Source organism: Pseudoalteromonas sp. NZS11_1, from assembly GCF_015864275.1.
Classification (GTDB): domain Bacteria; phylum Pseudomonadota; class Gammaproteobacteria; order Enterobacterales; family Alteromonadaceae; genus Pseudoalteromonas; species Pseudoalteromonas arctica.
Map to the genome: position 1 here is coordinate 104,638 of NZ_JADYXK010000003.1, position 20,775 is coordinate 125,412.

The 20,775-nt window shown below is 40.7% G+C and carries 19 protein-coding genes; 5 read left to right on the forward strand and 14 right to left on the reverse strand.

Going from position 1 to position 20,775, the window contains the following annotated elements:
* Positions 1-3: 3 nt before the first annotated feature.
* From cydX to cydC, 3 genes are read left to right on the forward strand one after another with little or no spacing between them, the layout of a single operon-like run.
* Positions 4-168, forward strand: coding sequence for a cytochrome bd-I oxidase subunit CydX (gene cydX / locus I6F44_RS04265; RefSeq protein WP_002958303.1), 165 nt, complete (start codon positions 4-6; stop codon positions 166-168).
* Positions 158-1,951 (forward strand): thiol reductant ABC exporter subunit CydD, encoded by a 1,794-nt coding sequence (gene cydD, locus I6F44_RS04270; RefSeq protein ID WP_197173345.1) that lies wholly within the window; start codon positions 158-160, stop codon positions 1,949-1,951. The genes cydX and cydD overlap by 11 nt, the downstream gene beginning before the upstream one ends.
* A complete protein-coding gene (gene cydC / locus I6F44_RS04275) occupies positions 1,944-3,689 on the forward strand; it encodes a thiol reductant ABC exporter subunit CydC (RefSeq protein WP_197173346.1) in 1,746 nt (581 codons plus the stop codon). Before cydD ends, cydC begins: the two co-directional genes overlap by 8 nt.
* Here the strand turns inward: cydC and I6F44_RS04280 are convergent.
* From I6F44_RS04280 to rpsB, 14 genes are all read right to left on the reverse strand, one after another.
* Positions 3,672-4,064 (reverse strand): septal ring lytic transglycosylase RlpA family protein, encoded by a 393-nt coding sequence (locus I6F44_RS04280; protein ID WP_010553743.1) that lies wholly within the window; start codon positions 4,062-4,064, stop codon positions 3,672-3,674. The genes cydC and I6F44_RS04280 overlap by 18 nt on opposite strands.
* Positions 4,065-4,210: 146 nt before the next feature.
* Positions 4,211-4,981, reverse strand: coding sequence for an acyl-ACP--UDP-N-acetylglucosamine O-acyltransferase (gene lpxA / locus I6F44_RS04285; protein ID WP_197173347.1), 771 nt, complete (start codon positions 4,979-4,981; stop codon positions 4,211-4,213).
* A 2-nt stretch (positions 4,982-4,983) separates the two neighbouring features.
* Complete coding sequence (fabZ, locus tag I6F44_RS04290; protein WP_007580997.1) at positions 4,984-5,436, reverse strand: 3-hydroxyacyl-ACP dehydratase FabZ; 453 nt, start codon at positions 5,434-5,436, stop codon at positions 4,984-4,986.
* Between the two features lie 26 nt (positions 5,437-5,462).
* Positions 5,463-6,485 (reverse strand): UDP-3-O-(3-hydroxymyristoyl)glucosamine N-acyltransferase, encoded by a 1,023-nt coding sequence (gene lpxD / locus I6F44_RS04295; RefSeq protein ID WP_121954028.1) that lies wholly within the window; start codon positions 6,483-6,485, stop codon positions 5,463-5,465.
* A gap of 7 nt (positions 6,486-6,492) precedes the next feature.
* The gene (locus I6F44_RS04300) at positions 6,493-7,011 is read right to left on the reverse strand and encodes an OmpH family outer membrane protein (protein WP_007580993.1); all 519 of its coding nucleotides are present in this window, start codon (positions 7,009-7,011) and stop codon (positions 6,493-6,495) included.
* Between the two features lie 11 nt (positions 7,012-7,022).
* Positions 7,023-9,494, reverse strand: coding sequence for an outer membrane protein assembly factor BamA (gene bamA / locus I6F44_RS04305; protein ID WP_121954042.1), 2,472 nt, complete (start codon positions 9,492-9,494; stop codon positions 7,023-7,025).
* A gap of 96 nt (positions 9,495-9,590) precedes the next feature.
* A complete protein-coding gene (rseP, locus tag I6F44_RS04310; protein WP_121954027.1) occupies positions 9,591-10,943 on the reverse strand; it encodes a sigma E protease regulator RseP in 1,353 nt (450 codons plus the stop codon).
* Between the two features lies 1 nt (position 10,944).
* The gene (gene ispC, locus I6F44_RS04315) at positions 10,945-12,150 is read right to left on the reverse strand and encodes a 1-deoxy-D-xylulose-5-phosphate reductoisomerase (protein ID WP_121954026.1); all 1,206 of its coding nucleotides are present in this window, start codon (positions 12,148-12,150) and stop codon (positions 10,945-10,947) included.
* Positions 12,147-13,013 (reverse strand): phosphatidate cytidylyltransferase, encoded by an 867-nt coding sequence (locus tag I6F44_RS04320; protein WP_007580986.1) that lies wholly within the window; start codon positions 13,011-13,013, stop codon positions 12,147-12,149. Before I6F44_RS04320 ends, ispC begins: the two co-directional genes overlap by 4 nt.
* A 19-nt stretch (positions 13,014-13,032) precedes the next feature.
* Complete coding sequence (locus I6F44_RS04325; protein ID WP_007580985.1) at positions 13,033-13,812, reverse strand: isoprenyl transferase; 780 nt, start codon at positions 13,810-13,812, stop codon at positions 13,033-13,035.
* 58 nt (positions 13,813-13,870) lie between these two features.
* On the reverse strand, positions 13,871-14,392 hold the full coding sequence (gene frr / locus I6F44_RS04330) for a ribosome recycling factor (RefSeq protein WP_206008562.1): 522 nt from the start codon (positions 14,390-14,392) through the stop codon (positions 13,871-13,873).
* Between the two features lie 49 nt (positions 14,393-14,441).
* Positions 14,442-15,191 carry a UMP kinase gene (gene pyrH, locus I6F44_RS04335; protein ID WP_007580982.1) on the reverse strand — a complete coding sequence of 250 codons (750 nt, stop codon included), beginning with the start codon at positions 15,189-15,191 and terminating at the stop codon, positions 14,442-14,444.
* Between the two features lie 157 nt (positions 15,192-15,348).
* Positions 15,349-16,200, reverse strand: coding sequence for a translation elongation factor Ts (gene tsf / locus I6F44_RS04340; RefSeq protein ID WP_007580981.1), 852 nt, complete (start codon positions 16,198-16,200; stop codon positions 15,349-15,351).
* Positions 16,201-16,303: 103 nt separating this feature from the next.
* Complete coding sequence (gene rpsB / locus I6F44_RS04345; protein ID WP_007580978.1) at positions 16,304-17,032, reverse strand: 30S ribosomal protein S2; 729 nt, start codon at positions 17,030-17,032, stop codon at positions 16,304-16,306.
* 271 nt (positions 17,033-17,303) lie between these two features.
* On the opposite strand from rpsB, the gene map reads away from it, so the two are divergent.
* The gene (map, locus tag I6F44_RS04350) at positions 17,304-18,089 is read left to right on the forward strand and encodes a type I methionyl aminopeptidase (protein ID WP_007580976.1); all 786 of its coding nucleotides are present in this window, start codon (positions 17,304-17,306) and stop codon (positions 18,087-18,089) included.
* 66 nt (positions 18,090-18,155) lie between these two features.
* Positions 18,156-20,774: a [protein-PII] uridylyltransferase gene (gene glnD / locus I6F44_RS04355; protein ID WP_121954025.1), complete on the forward strand. Its 2,619-nt coding sequence runs from the start codon at positions 18,156-18,158 to the stop codon at positions 20,772-20,774.
* Position 20,775 lies beyond the last annotated feature (1 nt).

The following is a 20,775-nucleotide window of genomic DNA, read 5'->3' on the forward strand; positions in this document are numbered from 1 at the left end:
ACTATGTGGTATTTCGCTTGGATTTTAGGTGTACTTTTGGCCTGTACCTTAGGTGTAATAAATGTAATGTGGTACGAATTTCATCAAAATAAAAACAGCATTGCTGATGATGAACAAGCCATGCACGATTTATTAAACGATGCTAACAACACAAAAGATGACGACTAACCCCCGACCAGATCGCGCGCAGCAGCAATCACTGCGCGCTTTTTTAAAGCGTCAAAGTAAACCCGCTGCAGTGTGGTTAAAGTTAAGCATTGCACTGGGTACTTTTAACGCATTACTGATGATTGCAGGTGCTTATTTACTTGCGCAAACTATTCACAACGTTATGTTTGAAGGTAATAATTTAGCCCAAGTTACTCATTTATTATGGCCCTTAGCAGGCATTATTTTATTGCGCGCGGTGTTTTTAGCATTAAGCGAACGCTTGAGTGCATATGCTGCACTTAAAATAAAATCGGCTATGCGCCAAACACTTCTAAATAAGCTCAGCTTACTTGGCCCAAGCTATATAGAACAACACGGCCAAGGCGCTACATTAAATACCCTCCATAATGGCGTAGAAGCACTCCACGACTATTATGCTAAATACCTACCCGGTGCTGCTTACAGCGCGCTTATTCCGCTGGCAATATTGGTTGTTATTTTTCCGACAGATTATAAAGCTGGGCTGATATTTTTATTAACTGCCCCGCTCATTCCTTTTTTCATGATTTTAGTAGGCTCAAAAGCCGAAGCTTTAAACCAAAAACGCTGGAAGCAACTTGCTGTACTGGGCAATTACTTTTTTGACCGCGTACAAGGTTTAACTCAACTCAAGCTATTTAATGCAACACGTACCGAGCTTAAACAAATAGCTAAAATTTCAGATGATTTTAGACACGCTACACTCGATGTTTTAAAAATTGCTTTTTTATCATCATTTGCACTTGAGTTTTTAGCCACCATTAGCGTGGCATTAGTCGCAGTAATTATTGGTTTTAGACTGTTTTTTGGCACTCTTGATTTTGCTACTGGCTTTGTGGTGCTGCTTTTAGCGCCTGAATTTTATTTACCACTGCGCCAGCTAGGTAGCCATTACCATGCACGTTTACAAGGCATTAGTGCCGCTGCCGATATGGTTGCGATTTTAAATGCACCACTGCCAAGTGACGAAAGTGAGCCCGTAACTACCAGCACGCCTGAAAACAATTTAACTTTAAATACAATTAACTCCATAAGTATTACCGACCTTAATTTTATATACCCAGATAGTAACGAAGGGATTAAAAATATAAATTTAACACTGCCAAATAAAGGCTTAATTGCCGTTGTGGGCAGTAGTGGCTCAGGTAAAAGTACGTTGTTTGATTGCTTATTAGGGTTTCACCCTGAGGTGATAAACCACCTATCTATTAATGATCAGAGTTTAAGCACAACCGATATTACTTACCTGCAAAATAACATTGCATGGATACCACAAAAAGCGACGCTGTTTTACGACACCATTGCTGCCAACATTAAATTGGCCAAACCAACTGCCACACAGCAAGAGCTTGAACATGCAGCAAAGCAAGCTGGTGTGCTTGAATTTATAAATACCCTACCCGATGGTTTTAACACACTGATAGGTGAGCAAGGGGAAGGGCTTTCTGGCGGACAAAAGCAACGCATAGCACTCGCACGTGCATTCATAAAACAAGCACCAGTTTTAGTGCTTGATGAGCCTACAGCACACCTTGATAGCCAAACAGAGCAGCTTATTCAAGATGCTATTAATGAATACGCTAAAAATAACTTAGTATTAGTCATTGCTCATCGACTAAATACCGTTAAACATGCCAGCAATATCATTGTTATGCACGATGGGAAAATAGCTGAGCAAGGTCACTTTGAAACACTTGCAGCGCAAAATGGTGCATTTGCTGATTTATTAAAAACGGCCAAACAAGGGGTTGCGCATGCATAATTTTATTCGCTTATTAAAGCTTTGTGCTCCTCATTATAAAGCTATGCTATTGGGTACATTTTTAGCAACGATTACGGTATTAGCTAATGTGGGCCTGTTGGCTATATCTGGTTGGTTTTTAGCGTCAATGGCGGCTGCAGGTCTTGCGGGCGTGCAAATGAACTACTTTACTCCAGCAGGAACGATTCGGTTTTTAGCAATTGTGCGAACAGCATCGCGCTATGGCGAACGCCTAGTTACTCATAACGCCACGTTTTTATTACTAAGTGAAATACGTACCAATGTATTTGCAACGTTAAGTAAGCTTAACAATGTTGATTTAGCAATGAGCCGCAGCGCTGATCTAGTTAACCGATTACAAAACGATGTAGACGCACTCGACAAGTTTTATTTAAACGTTTTACTTCCTATGCTAGTCGCTATTTTAAGTGTGCCAATCATCATGCTGTTTATGTCGGCCTATAATGGCAACGTCGCCCTTATTTGCTTTACTGGCATTATACTTATTGGTGTGGTTATACCTGCCCTACTCAGCGCAAAGCTCACTAAAAACAGCCATAAAGAAACACAACTTAGTGCACAACTTCGCTCTGAGCTTTCAGATACACTCACAGGACTTAGAGAGCTTAGTATTTATCAAGCCCGTTCGCAGCAGCTTAATAAGTGCGACGAATTAAGCGAGCAGTACAATCAGCAATTATTTATTCGCCACAAAGCACTAGCAAACTCAGATGGGTTAAGCTTGTTGGTTGTTCAATTAGCCATGCTTGCTAGCATAGTAACCATAGTCCCACTGGTTTACACCAACAGTATGGTAAATGTAGAACTTGCTATGTTAAGTTTATTTGTACTGGCAAGCTTTGAAAGCGTATTGCTACTACCCAATGCGTTTATAGAGCTTCCTAGTGTATTAAAAGCAGCAGAGCGGTTGTTTACACTTGAAGATAAAGCCGCTAACTCACAAGCTAAAGATACACATGTAGACGTTGATGAAAACTTTAACTCACAAAACCACACGTTAGCACTTAACAATATTAGCTACCAATATGGTGAGCAAACAGCGCTTACTAATATCAGTTTTGAGCTAATGCCCCAGCAAAAAGTAGCGATTGTAGGTAGAAGCGGCAGCGGTAAAACAACGCTTGTAAATCTACTTACTGGTTTATGGCCTTTGCAACAAGGCAGCATAACGCTAAGTAATCAAAATAGCGTTGTTGACTTACATTCGTTAAATAATGATATACGCGCAAGTGTGATAAATATATTAGCCCAGCAACACCATATTTTTGATGGCACACTGAGTGAAAATTTACGTTATGCCGCGCCAAATGTAACTAAAGAGCAAATGATTGAAGCGCTCTCATTAGCGCAATTAAGCCCATGGTTTAATGAACTAAAAGAAGGTTTAAAAACACGATTAGGCACTGGCGGGCGTAATGTGTCGCAAGGTCAGTCTAGACGTATAGCCATTGCACAAGCATTACTTAAAAGCCCAGCTATTTTAGTTCTTGATGAACCAACAGAAGGTCTTGATAATCAGTCTAAGCAAGGGGTAATGCAAGCAATAATGCATGTTATGAATAACGCGAGCGTGCTCACAATTACGCACGATCCCGCTCTACTTGCTCAAATGGATAATGTTGTATGGTTAGAAAACGGTAAAATAGTCGCACAAGGCTCTCATAAAGAGCTCAGTGGGGCTTATCCTGGTTATGTTGCGCTAACTACCCGGTTTTAAAACCTTTACTGATACATCAATAACGCCGACCTTAGGGTCGGCTATCTTTTTAAACATACTTTTTGATAAATCAATAATACGACCTCGCACATACGGGCCTCTATCGTTAATTCTTACCGTGACTGATTTGTTATTGGCTAGATTAGTAACAACCACCGTAGTACCAAAATCGAATTCTAAATGAGCTGCCGTGGCGGCTTGTTGGCTAAAGCGCTCTCCGTTGGCGGTTGTTCTTCCGTGGTATTTATCAGCATAAAAAGATGCTTTCCCAACTTGAGTGATTTCTCCAGCAGATGATTTAACAATAGGCTGGCTACTACAAGCGGCTAAAACTGAAGTAATAAAAAGAGTGACTACTAACTTAGGTAAACGCATAGGACGGCTTTTATTATATAAATTACCCGCATACTAACTCAATTACCCTGAGTATTAACTGAATTAGCTTAAAGCAGGGCAATAAAAAACCACCTTCGATTTATCATCTAGGGTGGTTTTTTTAATGCTTAAAGCAAACCCGCGAATTATCTTACGATGCCGCGCTCTGAGTTTTTAACAAAGTCGACCATCAATTTCACAGCAGGATACTTTGCGGCATCTTCATTAAGCGACTCAATAGCTTCTTCAGCACCTAAGCTTTTACGATAAAATGCTTTGTATGCACGGCGTACAGCCATAATTTCATCACTTTCGAAACCACGACGCTTCATGCCTTCTTTATTGATAGCTGCAGGACCTGCAGGCATACCAATGGTAGTAACAAATGGTGGTACATCTTTGTTAACACCTGAATACATACCAATAAAGGCATGTGCACCAATTTTACAAAACTGATGAACTCCCGAATTACCACCAAGGATAACCCAATCGCCTACATGTACATGGCCGGCCACACTTGCGTTGTTAGCAAAAATTACGTTATCGCCAATTACCGCGTCATGTGCAACGTGTGTATAAGCCATAAACAAATTATTACTACCAATCTTAGTAACACCTTGGTCTTGAATCGTACCACGGTGAATAGTGGCACATTCACGGATAACGTTGTTATCACCCATGATTAATGTGGTTGGCTCGTTGTTGTATTTTTTGTCTTGGCAGGCTTCGCCCACAGACGCAAACTGAAAAATATGATTGCCAGAGCCAATAGTTGACGGCCCTTTAACAACAACGTGAGACTCAATAATACAGTTATCACCGATAACAACATCATTGCCAATATAACTATACGGACCAACTGAGACATTGTTGCCTAGTTTAGCGCCAGGTTCGATTATTGCTGTAGAATGGATCACTATTAAAACTCTCTTCTCGCACACATAATTTCGGCACTACACACTATTTTGCCGTCGACTCTAGCTTCTGCAGCAAACTTCCAAATGTTGCGACGTTCTTTTAAAAACTCAACATGAAGATGCATTGTATCACCAGGAATTACAGGTTGTTTAAAACGTGCATTATCAACAGCAGCAAACAAATATAATTCGTTTTCGCTACGGTTTTCTACTGTTTTAAAACCTAATAAACCCGTTGCTTGCGCCATTGATTCTAATATTAGCACACCAGGAAAAATTGGCTGATTTGGAAAGTGCCCAGTAAAAATTGGTTCATTTATAGAAACATTTTTAATAGCATGTAAAGACTTGCCAGGTGTAAAATCAATAACACGATCAATTAATAGCATCGGGTAACGGTGCGGTAATAAACTTAAAATTTCTTGAATATCAAGGCTATTTAATTCGTTTGCCAAAATAGCATCCTTATTAGTGTTCAACGTTATGACTTAGCCAATGCTTCAAGCGCTTTAAGACGAGATTTCATGTCTGAAAGGTTACGCAAGTGAGCTATTGATTTACGCCATTCTTTGTTTGTTGTATGGGGCATACCAGATGAGTAAATACCTGGTTCGGTGATTGATTTTGTCACCATACTCATGCCTGTAATTATAACACCATCACATACAGACATGTGACCATTAATTGCAACCATGCCACCAATTTGACAGTTCTTGCCAATGGTAACGCTTCCTGCAAGTACAGTGCAGCCCGCTATTGCGGTGCCTGAATTAACTTCAACGTTGTGCGCTATTTGACACTGATTATCTATAATAACATTGCTATGAATGATGGTATTGTCCAGTGCACCACGATCAATTGTCGTACTTGCACCAATTTCAACTTTGTTGCCTATGATCACTGAACCAAGCTGAGGTATTTTAACCCACTGCCCGCGCTCATTTGCATAGCCAAACCCATCACTACCTACAACACTATTTGCTTGAAACAAACAATCTGAACCAATTTCAACATCGTGATAAATAGTCACACTAGGCCAAAGCTTAGTGCCAGAACCTATTTTAACACGTTCCCCGATAAAACTGTTCGGACCAATTTGCGCGTTGTCACCTATTACTGCATGAGCTTCAATGACTGCGTTAGCACCAATAGCGGCGCTATCACTAACAATCGCTGTTGAATGAACAGTTGCACTTGGATGAATACCCGTCGAGGCTGAGCGTGGTGTTGTATCCATAAATTGCGCTAATTTTGCGTAACTTACATACGGATTAGCAACAATAATTTTGCTGCCACAAAAGTACTCTGCATCGGCTTGGCTTACTATTACAGCACTCGCTTGGGTAGTTTCAAGTTGCGATCGATATTTTGAGTTCGCTAAAAATGCAATATGCCCAGAATGGGCATTTGCAAGTGTCGCTATTTTTTTTATTTCTAAAGCGCCATCACCCTGAAGTTCGGCGCCTAGAAGTTCCGCAATTTGCGAAAGCGTATAATTTTGCATAGAGTGATTATTTCTTACTAACAGCGGCTACAACTTTAGATGAAAGATCAGTCACTTCTTTAGGGTTAAAGTAAATAGTAGTGTCTTTTACTTTAACTTCGTCGAAGTCGCCGTCTTTAGCAATCTCTTCAATTGTTTTGATGATTACACCTTGAACTTTAGCAAGCTCTTGGTTTTGACGCGCTTTAATCTCTTGCTCTAAAGGGCGACCTTGTTCAGCAAGATTTTTTTGCATGCCTTGAATTTTTTCACGCAGAGTATCTTTTTGAGCTTGGCTCATAGTTGTACTTTCACGTTTAAATTTTTCAGCTTCAAAACGAATATCGCCTTGTAACTTTTCAAGCTCTTGACGACGTTCAGCAAACTCAGTTTGTAAAGACTGTTCAATTTTAGCCATTTGAGGAATTTGCTTGTAGATTTCCTGCATATCAACAATACCTACTTTGTGTGCAAATGCATTCACAGAAGTACCCATCATTAACGTTGCTAAAACTGCTACAGCTGTTGATTTAAATAATTTTTTCACAAAAAACTCCTTTAGAAAGTGTTACTAATGTTAAAGCTGATGGTTTTCGTATCGTCATCTTCTTCTTTTTGCAATGGATACGCAAAACTGATCAGCATTGGACCCATTGGAGAGATCCATTGTAATGAAAGACCGGTTGAAACCCTAAAACGCATTGGGTCTGAATAGTCATCTAATTTAGCACGTTCATCAACGCCTAAGTTTTGATAGCGGTCTACGTTAAACTCAGTATCCCATACGTTTGCAGCATCAACAAAGAAGCTAGTACGTACAGAGCTGGTATTTTCTTCATCTAAGAATGGTGTAGGAACAATTAGCTCCATACCTGCCACTGCTTTAGCATTACCACCAATACGACCTTGTGGCACTAGAATATCAAATTCTGATGCACCACCAATATTACCCGTTGTAGTGCCGTCTGCACCTGGCGTACCCGGAATAGACGAAGGTATACGCGACACAGCACGTGGTAATATTGTATTACGGTCAAAGCCACGTAGTTCCATTTCAGTTATACGGAAGTACTCTTGGAATGGAAGTGTTTGCTCATACCCGTTTGTAGAACCATAACCGTTACCATAACCAAGTGCTGCACGCGTCGAGAATACCCAACGGTGGTCATTTGATATAGGCCAGTAAAAACGCGAATCGTAATTCAGTTTAAAGTACTGAAGATCTGAGTTAGGCGTTGTTGCTGTTAAGTTTAGAGTTTGACGCGAACCCGCTGTTGGGAATAAACCACGGTTAACGGTGATACGCGACCAGCCAACACTCAGCTCATACTTAGTAAAGTCAAAGCCTGCATCTGGGTTATCTGGATCTAAGAATGTTTCACGAAGTACACGCGTTTGCTCGTACTCTGCAATATCCGAAAGCTCTTCTTTAATCCAACGGGCGCCAAAGTTAACACGATTTACAGCATCAATTGGAAAACCAATATTTGTGCCTAAACCATAACTTTTCGATTTATATTCAACAAGACTGAATTTACTTGCATCGTAGTTTCTGTAAAAGATGCTACTGCCTTGCGATACACCATCTGGCGTAAAGTATGGGTCTGTGTACGATAAGCTTAAGCTTTCAGAACCTGTAGACGTATTAAGGTTTAAACCAATTTGGTTACCTGTGCCTAAAAAGTTAGACTCTGTTACACCAATATTAAACTGCAGACCTAAGTAAGAACCATAAGCAAGACCAGCATTAAAGCTACCTGCAGATTGCTCTTTTACAGTAAAGTCTACATCTACTTGGTCATCCACACCGGGTACAGGCACTACGTTAAAATCAACAGTTTCCATGTAAGGTAGACGTTGAATTTGCAGTTTTGAACGCTCAAGGTTTTGATTAGATAACCATGCGCCTTCAAGTTGTGTCATTTCACGACGAAGTACTTCATCTGCCGTATTTTGGTTACCACCAACAATAATACGACGAACGTATACACGCTTACCTGGATTAACCGATAGTGTTAATTGTACTTCTTGCTTTTCGTCGTCAATTTCTGGAATTGTACGCACTTCAGCATTAGCGTAACCAAAACGTGCTAAGTAGCTTTTAATAAACTCTTCAGATGAAGTAACTACAGAACCGTTATAAAGCTCACCCGCTCTAAGTGGGATAACACTTTTAATTAAGTCTTCACGGCCAAGCAAGTCACCAATAAAGTCAAAACCTTTAACTTTATATTTTACGCCTTCAGTTAAGTTAGCTGTAACGTAAACTGATTCACGTTCAGGGCTCACTGAAACTTGCGTTGAGTCGATATTAAAACGTAGGTAACCACGGTCTAAATAATAACTACGAATTTTTTCTAAATCGCCTTCAATGGTTTGCTTTTGGTAACGGTCGCTACCCATAAACTGCCACCAAGGTAAATCTTGCTGCGATTCAGCAAGTTTAAGAAGCTCTTCATTAGAAAAAAGTTCATTACCCACTAAGTTAATTTGGCGGATAGAAGCAGCATCACCTTCATCAAACTCTAACTTAAGTTTAACGCGGTTACGTGGCAGCTTAGTAATACTGATATCTACTTTAGCGTTGTATTTACCAATGCTGTGGAAAAACTCAACTAAGCCTTTTTCGATACTATCGATAACGGTTTTATCAAGTGGTTCACCTTGGCGAATATCTTGCTGATCAAGAGACTCATTAAGCTGCTCATCTTTAATGTCTTTATTGCCTTCAAACTCAATAAAGCTGATGGTAGGACGTTCCGTTACTTTAAAAATAACGTTGTTGCCATCACGAAGTGCTTTTATGTTATCAAAGTGCCCAGAACGATAAAGTGACTTTATTGTTTTTGAAATCGTATAGTCATCAACATTATCGCCTACGTTAATAGGAATATGTGTTAGCGCTGCACCAAGTGCTACGCGCTGCAAACCTTCAACTTTCAGGTCTTCAACAATAAAGGAGTTTTGGCCTAGGGCTGCAAAACTTGCACCCAATAAACTTGTTATTGCCAAATGTTTTTTTATAGCCATTTTATTATCTTTATCCTTTACAACTGTATTACCGCATAACACCTTACTAGTGGTGCTTTACAATCGTGTTCTAATTAGTAATTTGCCACGCTGTAACTACAAACGCGATACATCATTGAACAAAGCGAAACATGTTAGAAAAATGAGTAACAAGGCACCCACTTTAAAACCAAACTCTTGTGTCTTTTCAGAGACCGGCTTTTTACGAAAAAGTTCAATTATGTAATACATTAAGTGTCCGCCATCAAGCACTGGTAAGGGTAATAAATTAAATACACCCAAGTTAACGCTTATTAAGGCTAAAAAGCTTAAAAAGGCCACTAACCCATAGCTTACGCTAGTTCCAGCGCCTACTGCAATGCCCACAGGGCCACTTAAATTTTTAACCGAAACCTGGCCTGTAATTAAATTACCAATCATGTCAAAACTGAGTGTAATTAAGCGCCACGTTTCTTTTGTGCCTCGCACAATACTATCGAGCGGGCCGTAATGTCTTGTCTCTACATAGCCATCAGGCCATTGCTGTACAACAGGAGCAACACCTAAAAAGCCTTGCTCAATACCGTTATTATCAATGCGCCCTTTAGGGGTAACTGTAATGGCTTGTATAGTATCTTGTCTTTTTACACTAAATTGTAAAGATTTGTTAGCTGATTGCGTAATAAGATTAACTAATTGCTGCCAATTGCTTATTGTTTCACCGTTTACAGCCAGAATTGTGTCGTTAACTTGTAAATTAGCGTGTTCTGCGGCTGAGTCTTTAGTTACGGCGGCAATTGTTAAAGTTGCTTGAGGTCTAAATGGCACAATACCTAACGAACTTAATGGTGGTACGTCTCGCTGGTCAAGCTTCCAACCCTCTAAATTAAGCGTTTTAACGCGTGGTTGAAGGTTTTTATCACGAACAATAACTTCAACGCTTTCTTCGCCTAAGTTAGACATAAGCGCAAACGTGACATCTTGCCATGTCGTTATGTCATCATCACCAATTTTTATAATATGTTGAGAAGGCATAATGCCCGCCTGCTCTGCGCGACTGCCTTCGGTTATGCTGCCAACAACTGGCTTAACCGATTGCACTCCTACCATATACATCACCGCAAGAGCAAAAATGGCAAACAGAAAGTTAGCCATTGGTCCCGCAGCAACAATAGCAATCCGCGCTTGTACAGATTTAGAGTTAAACGACAAGTGGCGTTGATTTGCTGGTACGTCATCAACTCGCTCATCAAGCATTTTTACATATCCGCCTAATGGAATGGCGGCAATCACGTATTCGGTATTATATTTGTCATGCCATTTTAACAGTGGCTTACCAAAACCAATTGAAAAACGCAGCACTTTGACGCCCATTTTTCGTGCAACCCAAAAATGGCCATATTCATGTATGGCCACTAAAATACCAAGCGCTAAAATAAATGAGCCAAGATTCCAAAAAAAATCAAACATATTAATGCGCCACTTTTGTTATAAATTCTGAAGCGCTAATACGCGCTAATTTATCACACTCTAAAATTTCATCTAGGCTTTGCACATTGGTGTAAGTTGCAGCTTCTAGCGTCTGTGCATTTATTTTGTATATATCGGTAAAACCAATTTTACCGTTTAAGAATGCGCCCACAGCTATTTCATTTGCTGCGTTAACCGTTGTTGTCGCGCCCTGCCCTGCACTACACGCATCAATTGCTAATTGTAAATTTGGATAACGAGAAAAATCAGGTTTAGTAAACGAAAAATCACAAATGTCAGAGAAGTTTAACGGTTTAACACCCGCATTAATTCGCTCAGGATACGCAAGTGCATGGGCAATTGGCGTGCGCATATCGGGGTTACCCATTTGCGCTAAAATAGAACCATCGTGGTACTGCACCATTGAATGAATAATACTTTGCGGATGAATAACTACATCAATATCACTCGCATCACAATTGAATAACCACTTAGCTTCAATAAACTCTAAGCCTTTGTTCATCATAGTTGCGGAATCTACTGATATTTTTTGACCCATCGACCAGTTAGGGTGTGCAACGGCTTCACTTACGGTTACATCTTTTAACGTATTTATATCACGCGTTAAAAACGGGCCACCAGAGCCGGTAAGCAAAATTTTACTTACGCCATGTTGCTGTAGTTTTTGATCGCCTTTGGCATTTTGTAACGAAGAAGGTAGGCATTGAAAAATTGCATTATGCTCACTATCTATTGGCAGCAAAGTGGCTTTATGTTGTTTAACTTTATCAATAAACAACTGACCTGACATAACTAAAGATTCTTTATTAGCTAGTAGTACTTTTTTACCCGCTTCAACAGCACTTAATGTGGGTAGTAAACCAGCTGCACCTACAATTGCCGACATTACAATGTCAACATCAGGATGAGCACATAAGTCACTCATTGCTTGCTCACCGTGCATAACAAGAGTTTGGCACTGAGTATTAGCTAAATACGCAGATAACTGCTCTGCGGCCTGCTGGTTAGCCATAATCGCATAAAGCGGTTCATGTTCAATACACAACTCTGCCATTTTCTTTGCATTTTGTCCTGCAGCCAAAACAAAAACATCAAATAACTCTTTATTGCCCGACACAACATCAAGTGTACTTAAACCAATTGAGCCTGTTGCGCCTAAAATAACCAGCAATTGCTTTTGGCTCATAAACTAAGAGTCCACGCATAGCACATAACAAACATTGGAGCAGCAGCCGTTAAGCTGTCAATTCTATCTAAAATACCGCCGTGCCCTGGTAAACATCGACCGCTATCTTTTAAACCAGCTTCACGTTTAAACATGCTTTCCAGTAAATCACCTACCGCAGAAAACAACGCAATAAATGCTGTCATTATCGCGTACACAGGCCATACAACTAAATCAACATCGGTAAAGTGACAAAATGCTAATACAAAAATAATAGAAGCGACTACACCGCCTGCTAACCCTTCAATTGTTTTATTAGGGCTTACTTTAGGCATTAACTTATGTTTACCAAAACTTTTACCCGTAAAGTAAGCACCCACATCTGCGCTCCATACAATACCAAGTACCACTAAAATAAGCACCGAACCAAAATGAGTTGATTCAGCATATTGCGCGCTACGTAGTGTATTTAGTGCAAGCCATAGCGGTACAAGCGTGAGTAGCCCCGCAATGCCGCGCATAACTAGGCCTTCATTCCACGCTTTAGCCATTTCTGGGTAGCGCCAAATTAAATAGCTAGCAACAATCCACCAAGCAAACGAAAGCGTAAATACGTAATTTGCATCACCGACTAGCTTGCCATTTTCCCATAATGATTCAATAGGCCAATGTAAATTAAGCAAGGCAAGTAAAGCGCCAATAAACACAACAAAGGCAGCACGTTTAAGCTTGTCGCAAAGGCCCATAAATGCAGACCATTCCCATGCGCCTAATAATACAATTGCACCAGCAAAGTAACTAAATAACGTAAGCGGTGTATAAAAAACCAAAGCCAATGCTAATGGAGCTAGCACTAGAGAGGTTAAAATTCGTTGTTTTAACAAAATGTGACCCTTATTCTATTTAGGTTTGAGCGAGTAATTGTTTTATTTGTTCGCCCGTACAACCAAAACGTCGCTCTCTGGCAACGTAACACGCAATGGCCTCAGCAAATGCTGCTTCATTAAAATCTGGCCAAAGTGTCTCGGTAAAGTAAAGTTCTGCATAAGCAACTTGCCATAGTAAAAAATTACTAATACGAACATCGCCACCAGTGCGAATAAGTAAATCAGGTTCAGCCTGATCTGCCATGCTCATATGCTGTGCTAAGCGCTCTTCTGTAATATCTTCTGCGTTTAGTGTGCCCTGCGCAACTTGCAAAGCAAGTTGTTTTGCCGCATTGGCAACATCCCAACGACCACCGTAATTAGCTGCAACATTTAAACGCAACCCGGTGTTATTTTCAGTCAGCTTATGCGCAGCGTCTACCTTGCTACGTAATCCTTCAGAAAATCGTGATAAGTCTCCAATAATGGTCAGTTTTACATTGTTTTTATGAAGCTTTTTAACTTCCTTTGTTAAAACAAATAAGAAAAGCTCCATTAAAGTGTTTACTTCGTCTTCAGGGCGGCGCCAGTTTTCACTACTAAAAGCAAATAAGGTTAACGATTGTATCCCTAATTTAGTACAAAACTGAACAGATTGACGAACTGCGTCTACGCCTTTTTTATGCCCATACACACGAGGTCTATTTCTAGCTTGCGCCCAACGTCCGTTCCCATCCATGATGATAGCAACATGTTTGGGTAAACATTGCTGTGAAATTGTGTCAGCATCTAGAACCATAAATATCGAGTATTCCATAAAAAAACGCCGCCTAGTATACCCTAGACGGCGTTTCAAAACTAATAATTTTAGTTGCTTAGATTTCCATCAATTCTGTTTCTTTGGCAGCTAATAAAGTATCCATTTCTTTAATAAACTTATCAGTAAGCTTTTGAATCGCATCATCTGATTGACGCGCTTCATCTTCAGATATGTCTTTATCTTTTAATAAACCCTTTACATCGCCATTAGCATCACGACGAATGTTACGAATAGCAACACGACCGCCTTCAACTTCGCCACGTACAATTTTGATTAGGTCTTTACGACGCTCTTCTGTAAGTGGAGGAAGTGGTACGCGAATAACAGTACCTGCCGACATAGGGTTTAAACCTAAGTCAGACGCCATAATTGCTTTTTCAACAGCTTGCGCTAAAGACTTATCAAATACACCAATAGCAAGTGTACGAGAATCTTCAATTGTTACGTTAGCAACTTGGTTTAAAGGCGTTGGAGCACCGTAGTACGACACCATAATGCCATCTAGGATTGCAGGATGTGCACGGCCAGTACGAATTTTAGATAATTGGCTACCTAGTGCAGTTACACTTTTTTGCATGCGCGCTTGCGCGTCTTTTTGAATATCGTTAATCACGGTTTAATCCTAATTATTTGATTATTTCATCTGAGGCTTGTGAAGAAATAAGTGTACCTTCTTCTTCACCCATAATTACGCGTTTTAGCGCGCCTGATTTATTCATGTTAAATACGCTCAATGGCATATTGTGATCGCGGGCTAGAGTAAATGCCGCTAAATCCATAACTTTTAATTCTTTTTCAATGATTTCATTGTAGCTTAAGTGGGTATAAAGCGTCGCATCTGGGTTTTTAACAGGGTCATCACTGTATACGCCATCAACCTTAGTCGCTTTAATTACTGTATCCGCTTCAATTTCGATACCGCGTAAACATGCTGCAGAATCGGTAGTAAAAAATGGGTTACCAGTACCCGCTGCAAAAATGACTACGCGACCAGTTTTCAATAAACTAATTGCTTCAGCCCAGTTATAAGCGTCACATACACCATTAAGCGGAATAGCCGACATAAGACGACAATTTACAAATGCACGGTGTAGCGCATCACGCATTGCAAGGCCGTTCATAACCGTTGCAAGCATACCCATGTGATCGCCTACTACGCGATTCATACCTGCTTCTGCAAGTGATCCACCGCGTAAAAAGTTACCTCCACCAATAACTAAACCCACTTCTACGTCGAGCTCTACTAGCTCTTTAATTTCTTGTGCCATACGGTCTAAAACTTTAGGATCGATGCCGAAGCCTTCGTCTCCCATTAAAGCTTCACCACTTAATTTGAGAAGAACACGTCTAAAAATAGGTTTGCGATTGATAGTCATAGTATTGGGGCCAACTTTTATTGAATTATGGATAAAAAATAACCGCGCTTATGTTAAACATAAAAGCGCGGTTATTTTAAAGAATTTCTAGCTGCGAAGCAAAACCAAATAGTACTTTAATTGCATCTAATTTCATTATCCTTCACAAATAGTAATCTTACTTAGCTTTAGCAGCAGCAATTTGAGCAGCAACTTCAGCAGCAAAATCTTCTTCTTTCTTCTCGATACCTTCACCAACTTCTACACGTACGAAGCTAGTAACTGTTGCGTTTTTCTCTTTAAGAATATCGCCAACAGTTTTCTTAGGCTCCATGATGAAAGCTTGACCAGTAAGAGAAACCTCACCAGTGAATTTTTTCATGCGGCCAACAACCATCTTCTCAGCGATTTCAGCAGGCTTGCCTTCATTCATCGCGATTTCGATTTGTACTTGCTTTTCTTTAGCAACAACATCGGCTGGTACATCTGAAGGTGTTAAGTATTCAGGGCTAGATGCAGCAACGTGCATTGCAACGTGCTTAAGTGTTTCTTCGTCAGCAACACCCGCAACAACAACACCGATACGATCGCCATGACGGTACTCAACTAGGTTTTCACCAGTTACGTACTGTAAACGACGTACATTGATGTTTTCGCCAATTTTAGTCACTAGCTCAACACGGTCTTCTTCAAACTTAGCTTGTAAGTCTTCGATAGAGATAGTGTCAGCAATTGCAGCGTCAGCAACTTTGTTAGCAAATGCTAAGAAGCTTACGTCTTTTGCAACGAAATCTGTTTGACAGTTAACTTCTACTAGTACTGCAACACCCGCGTTTTGCTTGATGATGATAGTACCTTCAGCAGCAATGTTACCTGCTTTTTTAGCAGCTTTAGCAGCGCCACTTTTACGCATGTTTTCAATCGCTAACTCGATGTCGCCATCAGTCTCAGTTAACGCTTTTTTACAATCCATCATGCCAGCGCCTGTGCGCTCGCGTAATTCTTTAACTAGGGCAGTAGTTACAGCCATTAGTAAATCCTCAAATCTGAAATCAGGTTAGATAAGCGGGTTACCCGCTCGACAAGAATAGCAAGTCTTCACCTTAAAAAGATGAAGACTTGATGACAGCTAATTACTCAGCTTCAACGAAATCGTCTTTCTCAGCTTGAGCAACGATGTTATTCTCGCGACCTTCAGTAATAGCAGCTGCAACAGCGCTAGTGTAAAGGCTTACAGCACGGATAGCATCATCGTTACCAGGTACGATGTAATCAACACCGTCTGGGTTAGAGTTAGTATCTACGATTGCAACAACTGGAATACCTAGGTTGTTTGCTTCACGGATAGCAATGTGCTCGTGGTCAGCATCGATAACGAAAAGCGCGTCTGGAAGACCGCCCATGTTTTTGATACCACCAAGGCTCTTTTCAAGCTTTTCCATTTCGCGGTTAAGCGTTAACGTTTCTTTCTTAGTTAATTTCTCGAAAGTTCCGTCTTGGCTTTGTGCTTCAAGGTCTTTAAGACGCTTGATTGATTGACGTACAGTTTTCCAGTTAGTCAACATACCACCTAACCAACGGTGATTTACGAAGAACTGGTCGCTTTCTAAAGCAGCTGATTTAACTGCGTCGCTTGCTGCGCGCTTAGTACCAACGAAAAGAACTTTACCTTTGTTTGCTGCAGCACTTGATAAAAACTTAAGTGCGTCGTTGAACATTGGTACAGTTTGCTCAAGGTTGATGATATGTACACGGTTACGTGTGCCGAAGATGAAAGGCTTCATCTTAGGGTTCCAGTAACGTGCTTGGTGACCAAAGTGAACACCAGCTTGAAGCATATCGCGCATTGAAACGTTTGCCATTTTATAGATCCTCTATAGTTGTTTAGGGTTAGGCCTCCACATATCCCATAGCACCAACACCGAAGTAATTAAACTTCAAATGCACCCAAGTGTATGTGACGATACGTGTGTGTGTTAAAATAAAATTGTGTTTGCCTTAAATACAAAAAATCATTTAAGAATTTATTTGTAAAAAGACGGCGCGCTTTATACCATATTAAAATTAAATACTCAACATCGCGTGCAAAATTTGTTCGACGATAAATGTTAAAAACTCAACTTTGGAGCCTCAATGAGCGCTATTATCAAGACCCCTGAAGAAATAGAGAAAATGCGCGTAGCTGGGCGCTTAGCGGCCGATGTACTTGAAATGATCGGCCCTCATGTAGTGCCAGGTGTTACCACCGATGAGCTAAATACACTTTGTCATGATTATATTGTTAATGTGCAACAAGCAATCCCTGCTCCGTTAAATTATCATGGCTTTCCAAAATCAGTTTGTACGTCAGTTAATCATGTTATTTGTCACGGAATTCCAAATGACAAAGCATTAAAAGAAGGCGACAGTGTAAATATCGACGTAACTGTCATCAAAGATGGTTACCACGGCGACACATCTAAAATGTTCCACGTTGGTACACCAAACATTCAAGCTAAGCGTCTTGCAGAAGTAACACAAGAAAGCTTATACCTTGCTATTAAAATGGTAAAACCAGGTGTGCGCTTGGGTGATATTGGCTCAGCAATTCAAAAATATGCAGAGAGCTTTAACTACTCAATTGTACGTGAATATTGCGGCCACGGTATCGGCGCAGGATTTCATGAAGAACCACAAATAATGCATTACGGTAAAGCCGGTACTGGCGAAGCCTTAAAAGCAGGTATGTGTTTAACTATTGAACCTATGGTTAATGCGGGTAAACGCCAATGCAAACTTCTTAAAGATGATTGGACAGTAGTAACACGCGACCGTAGTTTGTCTGCACAGTGGGAACATACTTTATTAGTGACTGAAAATGGTGTTGAAATTTTAACGCTACGATCAGATGATACTATCGAGCGGATCATAGAACACTAATAAAACCGAAACACTTGATAAGAAAATTCTTATCCGTGTGAAAGGTTCAACAAGGAGCCAGCCCACGTGGCATTACCCAACAAAGTAAAAAAGTTGCTTAGCGATGCAGAGCAACTTAGTGATTATCGCGATTGTTCTAGCTATTTTTATAAATGGTTACATAACGAATTTTCTAAACAACCGGTTGGGAATTTAATTAATGCCCGGGCTGAGTTTATTGACCGCCTACTCATTAAGCTTTTTCATGTTTACGACTTAGCGCGCGAACCTGATTTAGCATTAATAGCGGTAGGCGGATACGGACGTGGTGAGCTACATCCCTACTCCGACATCGACTTTTTATTGCTTGTAACTAAACCGCCAAGCGAAGAAATATGCGAAAAAATAGGCCAGTTTGTCACCATGCTATGGGATCTCAACTTAGAGATTGGTCACAGCGTGCGTACGATAGAACAAGCCATTGAGCAAAAACGTGAAGACGTTACTTTTGCCACCAGCTTGCTCGAAAGCCGCCTTATTTTTGGTAACCACATTGAGTTTGAAAAACTCAAAATGCATATTCTTGAAACGCCAGTATGGCGCTCAGGTGAATTTTTTACTGCCAAAGTTCAAGAACAAAACTTACGCCACAGAAAGTGCCACGGCACCGCGTATAATCTTGAGCCAAACATTAAAGAAAACCCCGGTGGTCTGCGCGACTTACAAACCATTATTTGGGTGGCAAAAAAGCATTTTAGAACCGAAACCCTGCAAGAGTTAATAAGCCACGGATACTTAACTCACGAAGAGTTTCAAGAGCTTTCTGAGTGCCTAGAAAACCTATGGAACATTCGCTTTGCACTGCATTTAGCTGCAGGTCGAGCTGAAAACCGCTTATTGTTTGATCATCAACCGCAAGCCGCCGAAATTTTAGGTTTTGGTAGCGACGGTAAAGCCTCTGTTGAGCGTATGATGAAACGCTTATTTAGAATAATGAGCCGCGTGCGCGAACTTAACCAAATGCTACTTTCATACTTTGAACAAAGTATAATGCCCGAAAGTAGTGCTGTGGCAGCAATAGAACTCGACAGAAACTTTGAGCAAGTAGGTCATCAAATACGCGTAAAAGATCCGTCGGTATTTTTTAGACGCGACCAACTCTTTGTATTGTTTGAGCACATAGCCGATAACCCAGCAATAACGCATATTTACCCAAGTACTATTCGTACTATTCGCCAAGTGCGCCGTCGTTTATTGGGCGATTTGCAAGATTACGCAGCCTGTCGCGAAGCCTTTTTACGCTTAGTTAAACATCCTAACGGCATGGGCCGCGCATTTACGCTCATGCACAAGCACGGCATGCTTGCCGCCTACTTACCGCAGTGGCGTAATATATTTGGGCAAATGCAGTTTGATTTGTTTCACGCGTACACCGTAGATGAGCACACTCACAAATTAATCAAAAACATTTACGAATATTTTGATAAAACAGGCATTAGCGAGTTTCCTATTTGTAGTGAAATAGTCACTCGAATGGACAAACCAGAGCTACTTTATTTAGCCGGTATATTTCACGACATTGCTAAAGGCCGAGGTGGCGACCACTCAGAACTTGGCGCTGTTGACGCAATAGCATTTGCTAAATTACATGGTTTTTCATCGGTGGATGCAAAGCTCGTTGCATGGCTTGTAAGTAACCATTTACTTATGTCGGTTACCGCACAGCGTAAAGACATTAACGATCCTGCTGTAATAAAAGACTTCGCTACACGCGTTAAAACAGAGCGCCAACTCGACTACTTATATTGTTTAACCGTTGCCGACATACGTGCAACCAACGACAACTTATGGAACGATTGGAAAAACACCCTACTGCGTGAGCTATACTTACACACGCAGCGCGCTTTGCGCCTAGGGCTCGAAAACCCAATGGACCAACGCGACCAAATTCGCGACAAAAAGCACCAAGCTAAACAACGCTTAATAAATCTGGGTTATCAAGAGGAAAAAATTGATTTAATTTGGAGCCGCTTTAAAGCCAACTACTTTACCGCCTTTAGCGAACAACAAATATCATGGCAAAGTGAGCATTTATTAACTAGCACAGACTTAAGCCAGCCAAGTGTTGTTGTATCTAACAAAGCTATGCATGGTGGCACACAAGTATTTGTATACAGCCCCTACTCTGGCCCACTGTTTGCCCGATTAGTAAGTGTGATTGGCTCTAAAAAAGCGCAAATACAACATGCGCAAGTACTGACCACAAAAGACGGTTACGTCTTGTTTAGCTTTGTAATACTTGAAGTAAGTGGCGACCCTATTGCAAGTGGTCGAGCGCAATCAATTAAACGTGGGCTTGAGCAAGCACTAAGCGATCCGCGTAAAAAGATTCGCTTTAAAAAGAGCCGCTCTCAACGCTTTAAAGATTTTAATATTAAACCTAAAATTGTGTTGCGCCCACATGCACGCAAAGACCGTAGCTTAATAGAAATTCAAGCCGTCGATATACAAGGTTTACTAACCAAAATAGCCGAAGTTTTCCAAGCGCATTTACTACACATTCACGCTGCCCGTATTACAACGGTAGGTGAACGTGCCGAGGATTTCTTTGTCGTATCTAATAACGAATACCAAGCGCTGACTGATGAAGAGCAAGCAAAAATTCATCAGGCATTACGTAAAAAATTCAACGCCGAAACAGAATAGA

Excerpts from the sequence above, each read along its gene's own strand:
- cydX (WP_002958303.1), top strand. The coding sequence starts at position 4 with ATGTGGTATTTCGCTTGGATTTTAGGTGTACTTTTGGCCTGTACCTTA.
- cydD (WP_197173345.1), top strand. The coding sequence starts at position 158 with ATGACGACTAACCCCCGACCAGATCGCGCGCAGCAGCAATCACTGCGC.
- cydC (WP_197173346.1), top strand. The coding sequence starts at position 1,944 with ATGCATAATTTTATTCGCTTATTAAAGCTTTGTGCTCCTCATTATAAA.
- I6F44_RS04280 (WP_010553743.1), bottom strand. The coding sequence starts at position 4,064 with ATGCGTTTACCTAAGTTAGTAGTCACTCTTTTTATTACTTCAGTTTTA.
- lpxD (WP_121954028.1), bottom strand. The coding sequence starts at position 6,485 with ATGCAAAATTATACGCTTTCGCAAATTGCGGAACTTCTAGGCGCCGAA.
- bamA (WP_121954042.1), bottom strand. The coding sequence starts at position 9,494 with ATGGCTATAAAAAAACATTTGGCAATAACAAGTTTATTGGGTGCAAGT.
- rseP (WP_121954027.1), bottom strand. The coding sequence starts at position 10,943 with ATGTTTGATTTTTTTTGGAATCTTGGCTCATTTATTTTAGCGCTTGGT.
- ispC (WP_121954026.1), bottom strand. The coding sequence starts at position 12,150 with ATGAGCCAAAAGCAATTGCTGGTTATTTTAGGCGCAACAGGCTCAATT.
- I6F44_RS04325 (WP_007580985.1), bottom strand. The coding sequence starts at position 13,812 with ATGGAATACTCGATATTTATGGTTCTAGATGCTGACACAATTTCACAG.
- frr (WP_206008562.1), bottom strand. The coding sequence starts at position 14,392 with ATGCAAAAAAGTGTAACTGCACTAGGTAGCCAATTATCTAAAATTCGT.
- pyrH (WP_007580982.1), bottom strand. The coding sequence starts at position 15,191 with ATGACTATCAATCGCAAACCTATTTTTAGACGTGTTCTTCTCAAATTA.
- tsf (WP_007580981.1), bottom strand. The coding sequence starts at position 16,200 with ATGGCTGTAACTACTGCCCTAGTTAAAGAATTACGCGAGCGCACAGGC.
- rpsB (WP_007580978.1), bottom strand. The coding sequence starts at position 17,032 with ATGGCAAACGTTTCAATGCGCGATATGCTTCAAGCTGGTGTTCACTTT.
- map (WP_007580976.1), top strand. The coding sequence starts at position 17,304 with ATGAGCGCTATTATCAAGACCCCTGAAGAAATAGAGAAAATGCGCGTA.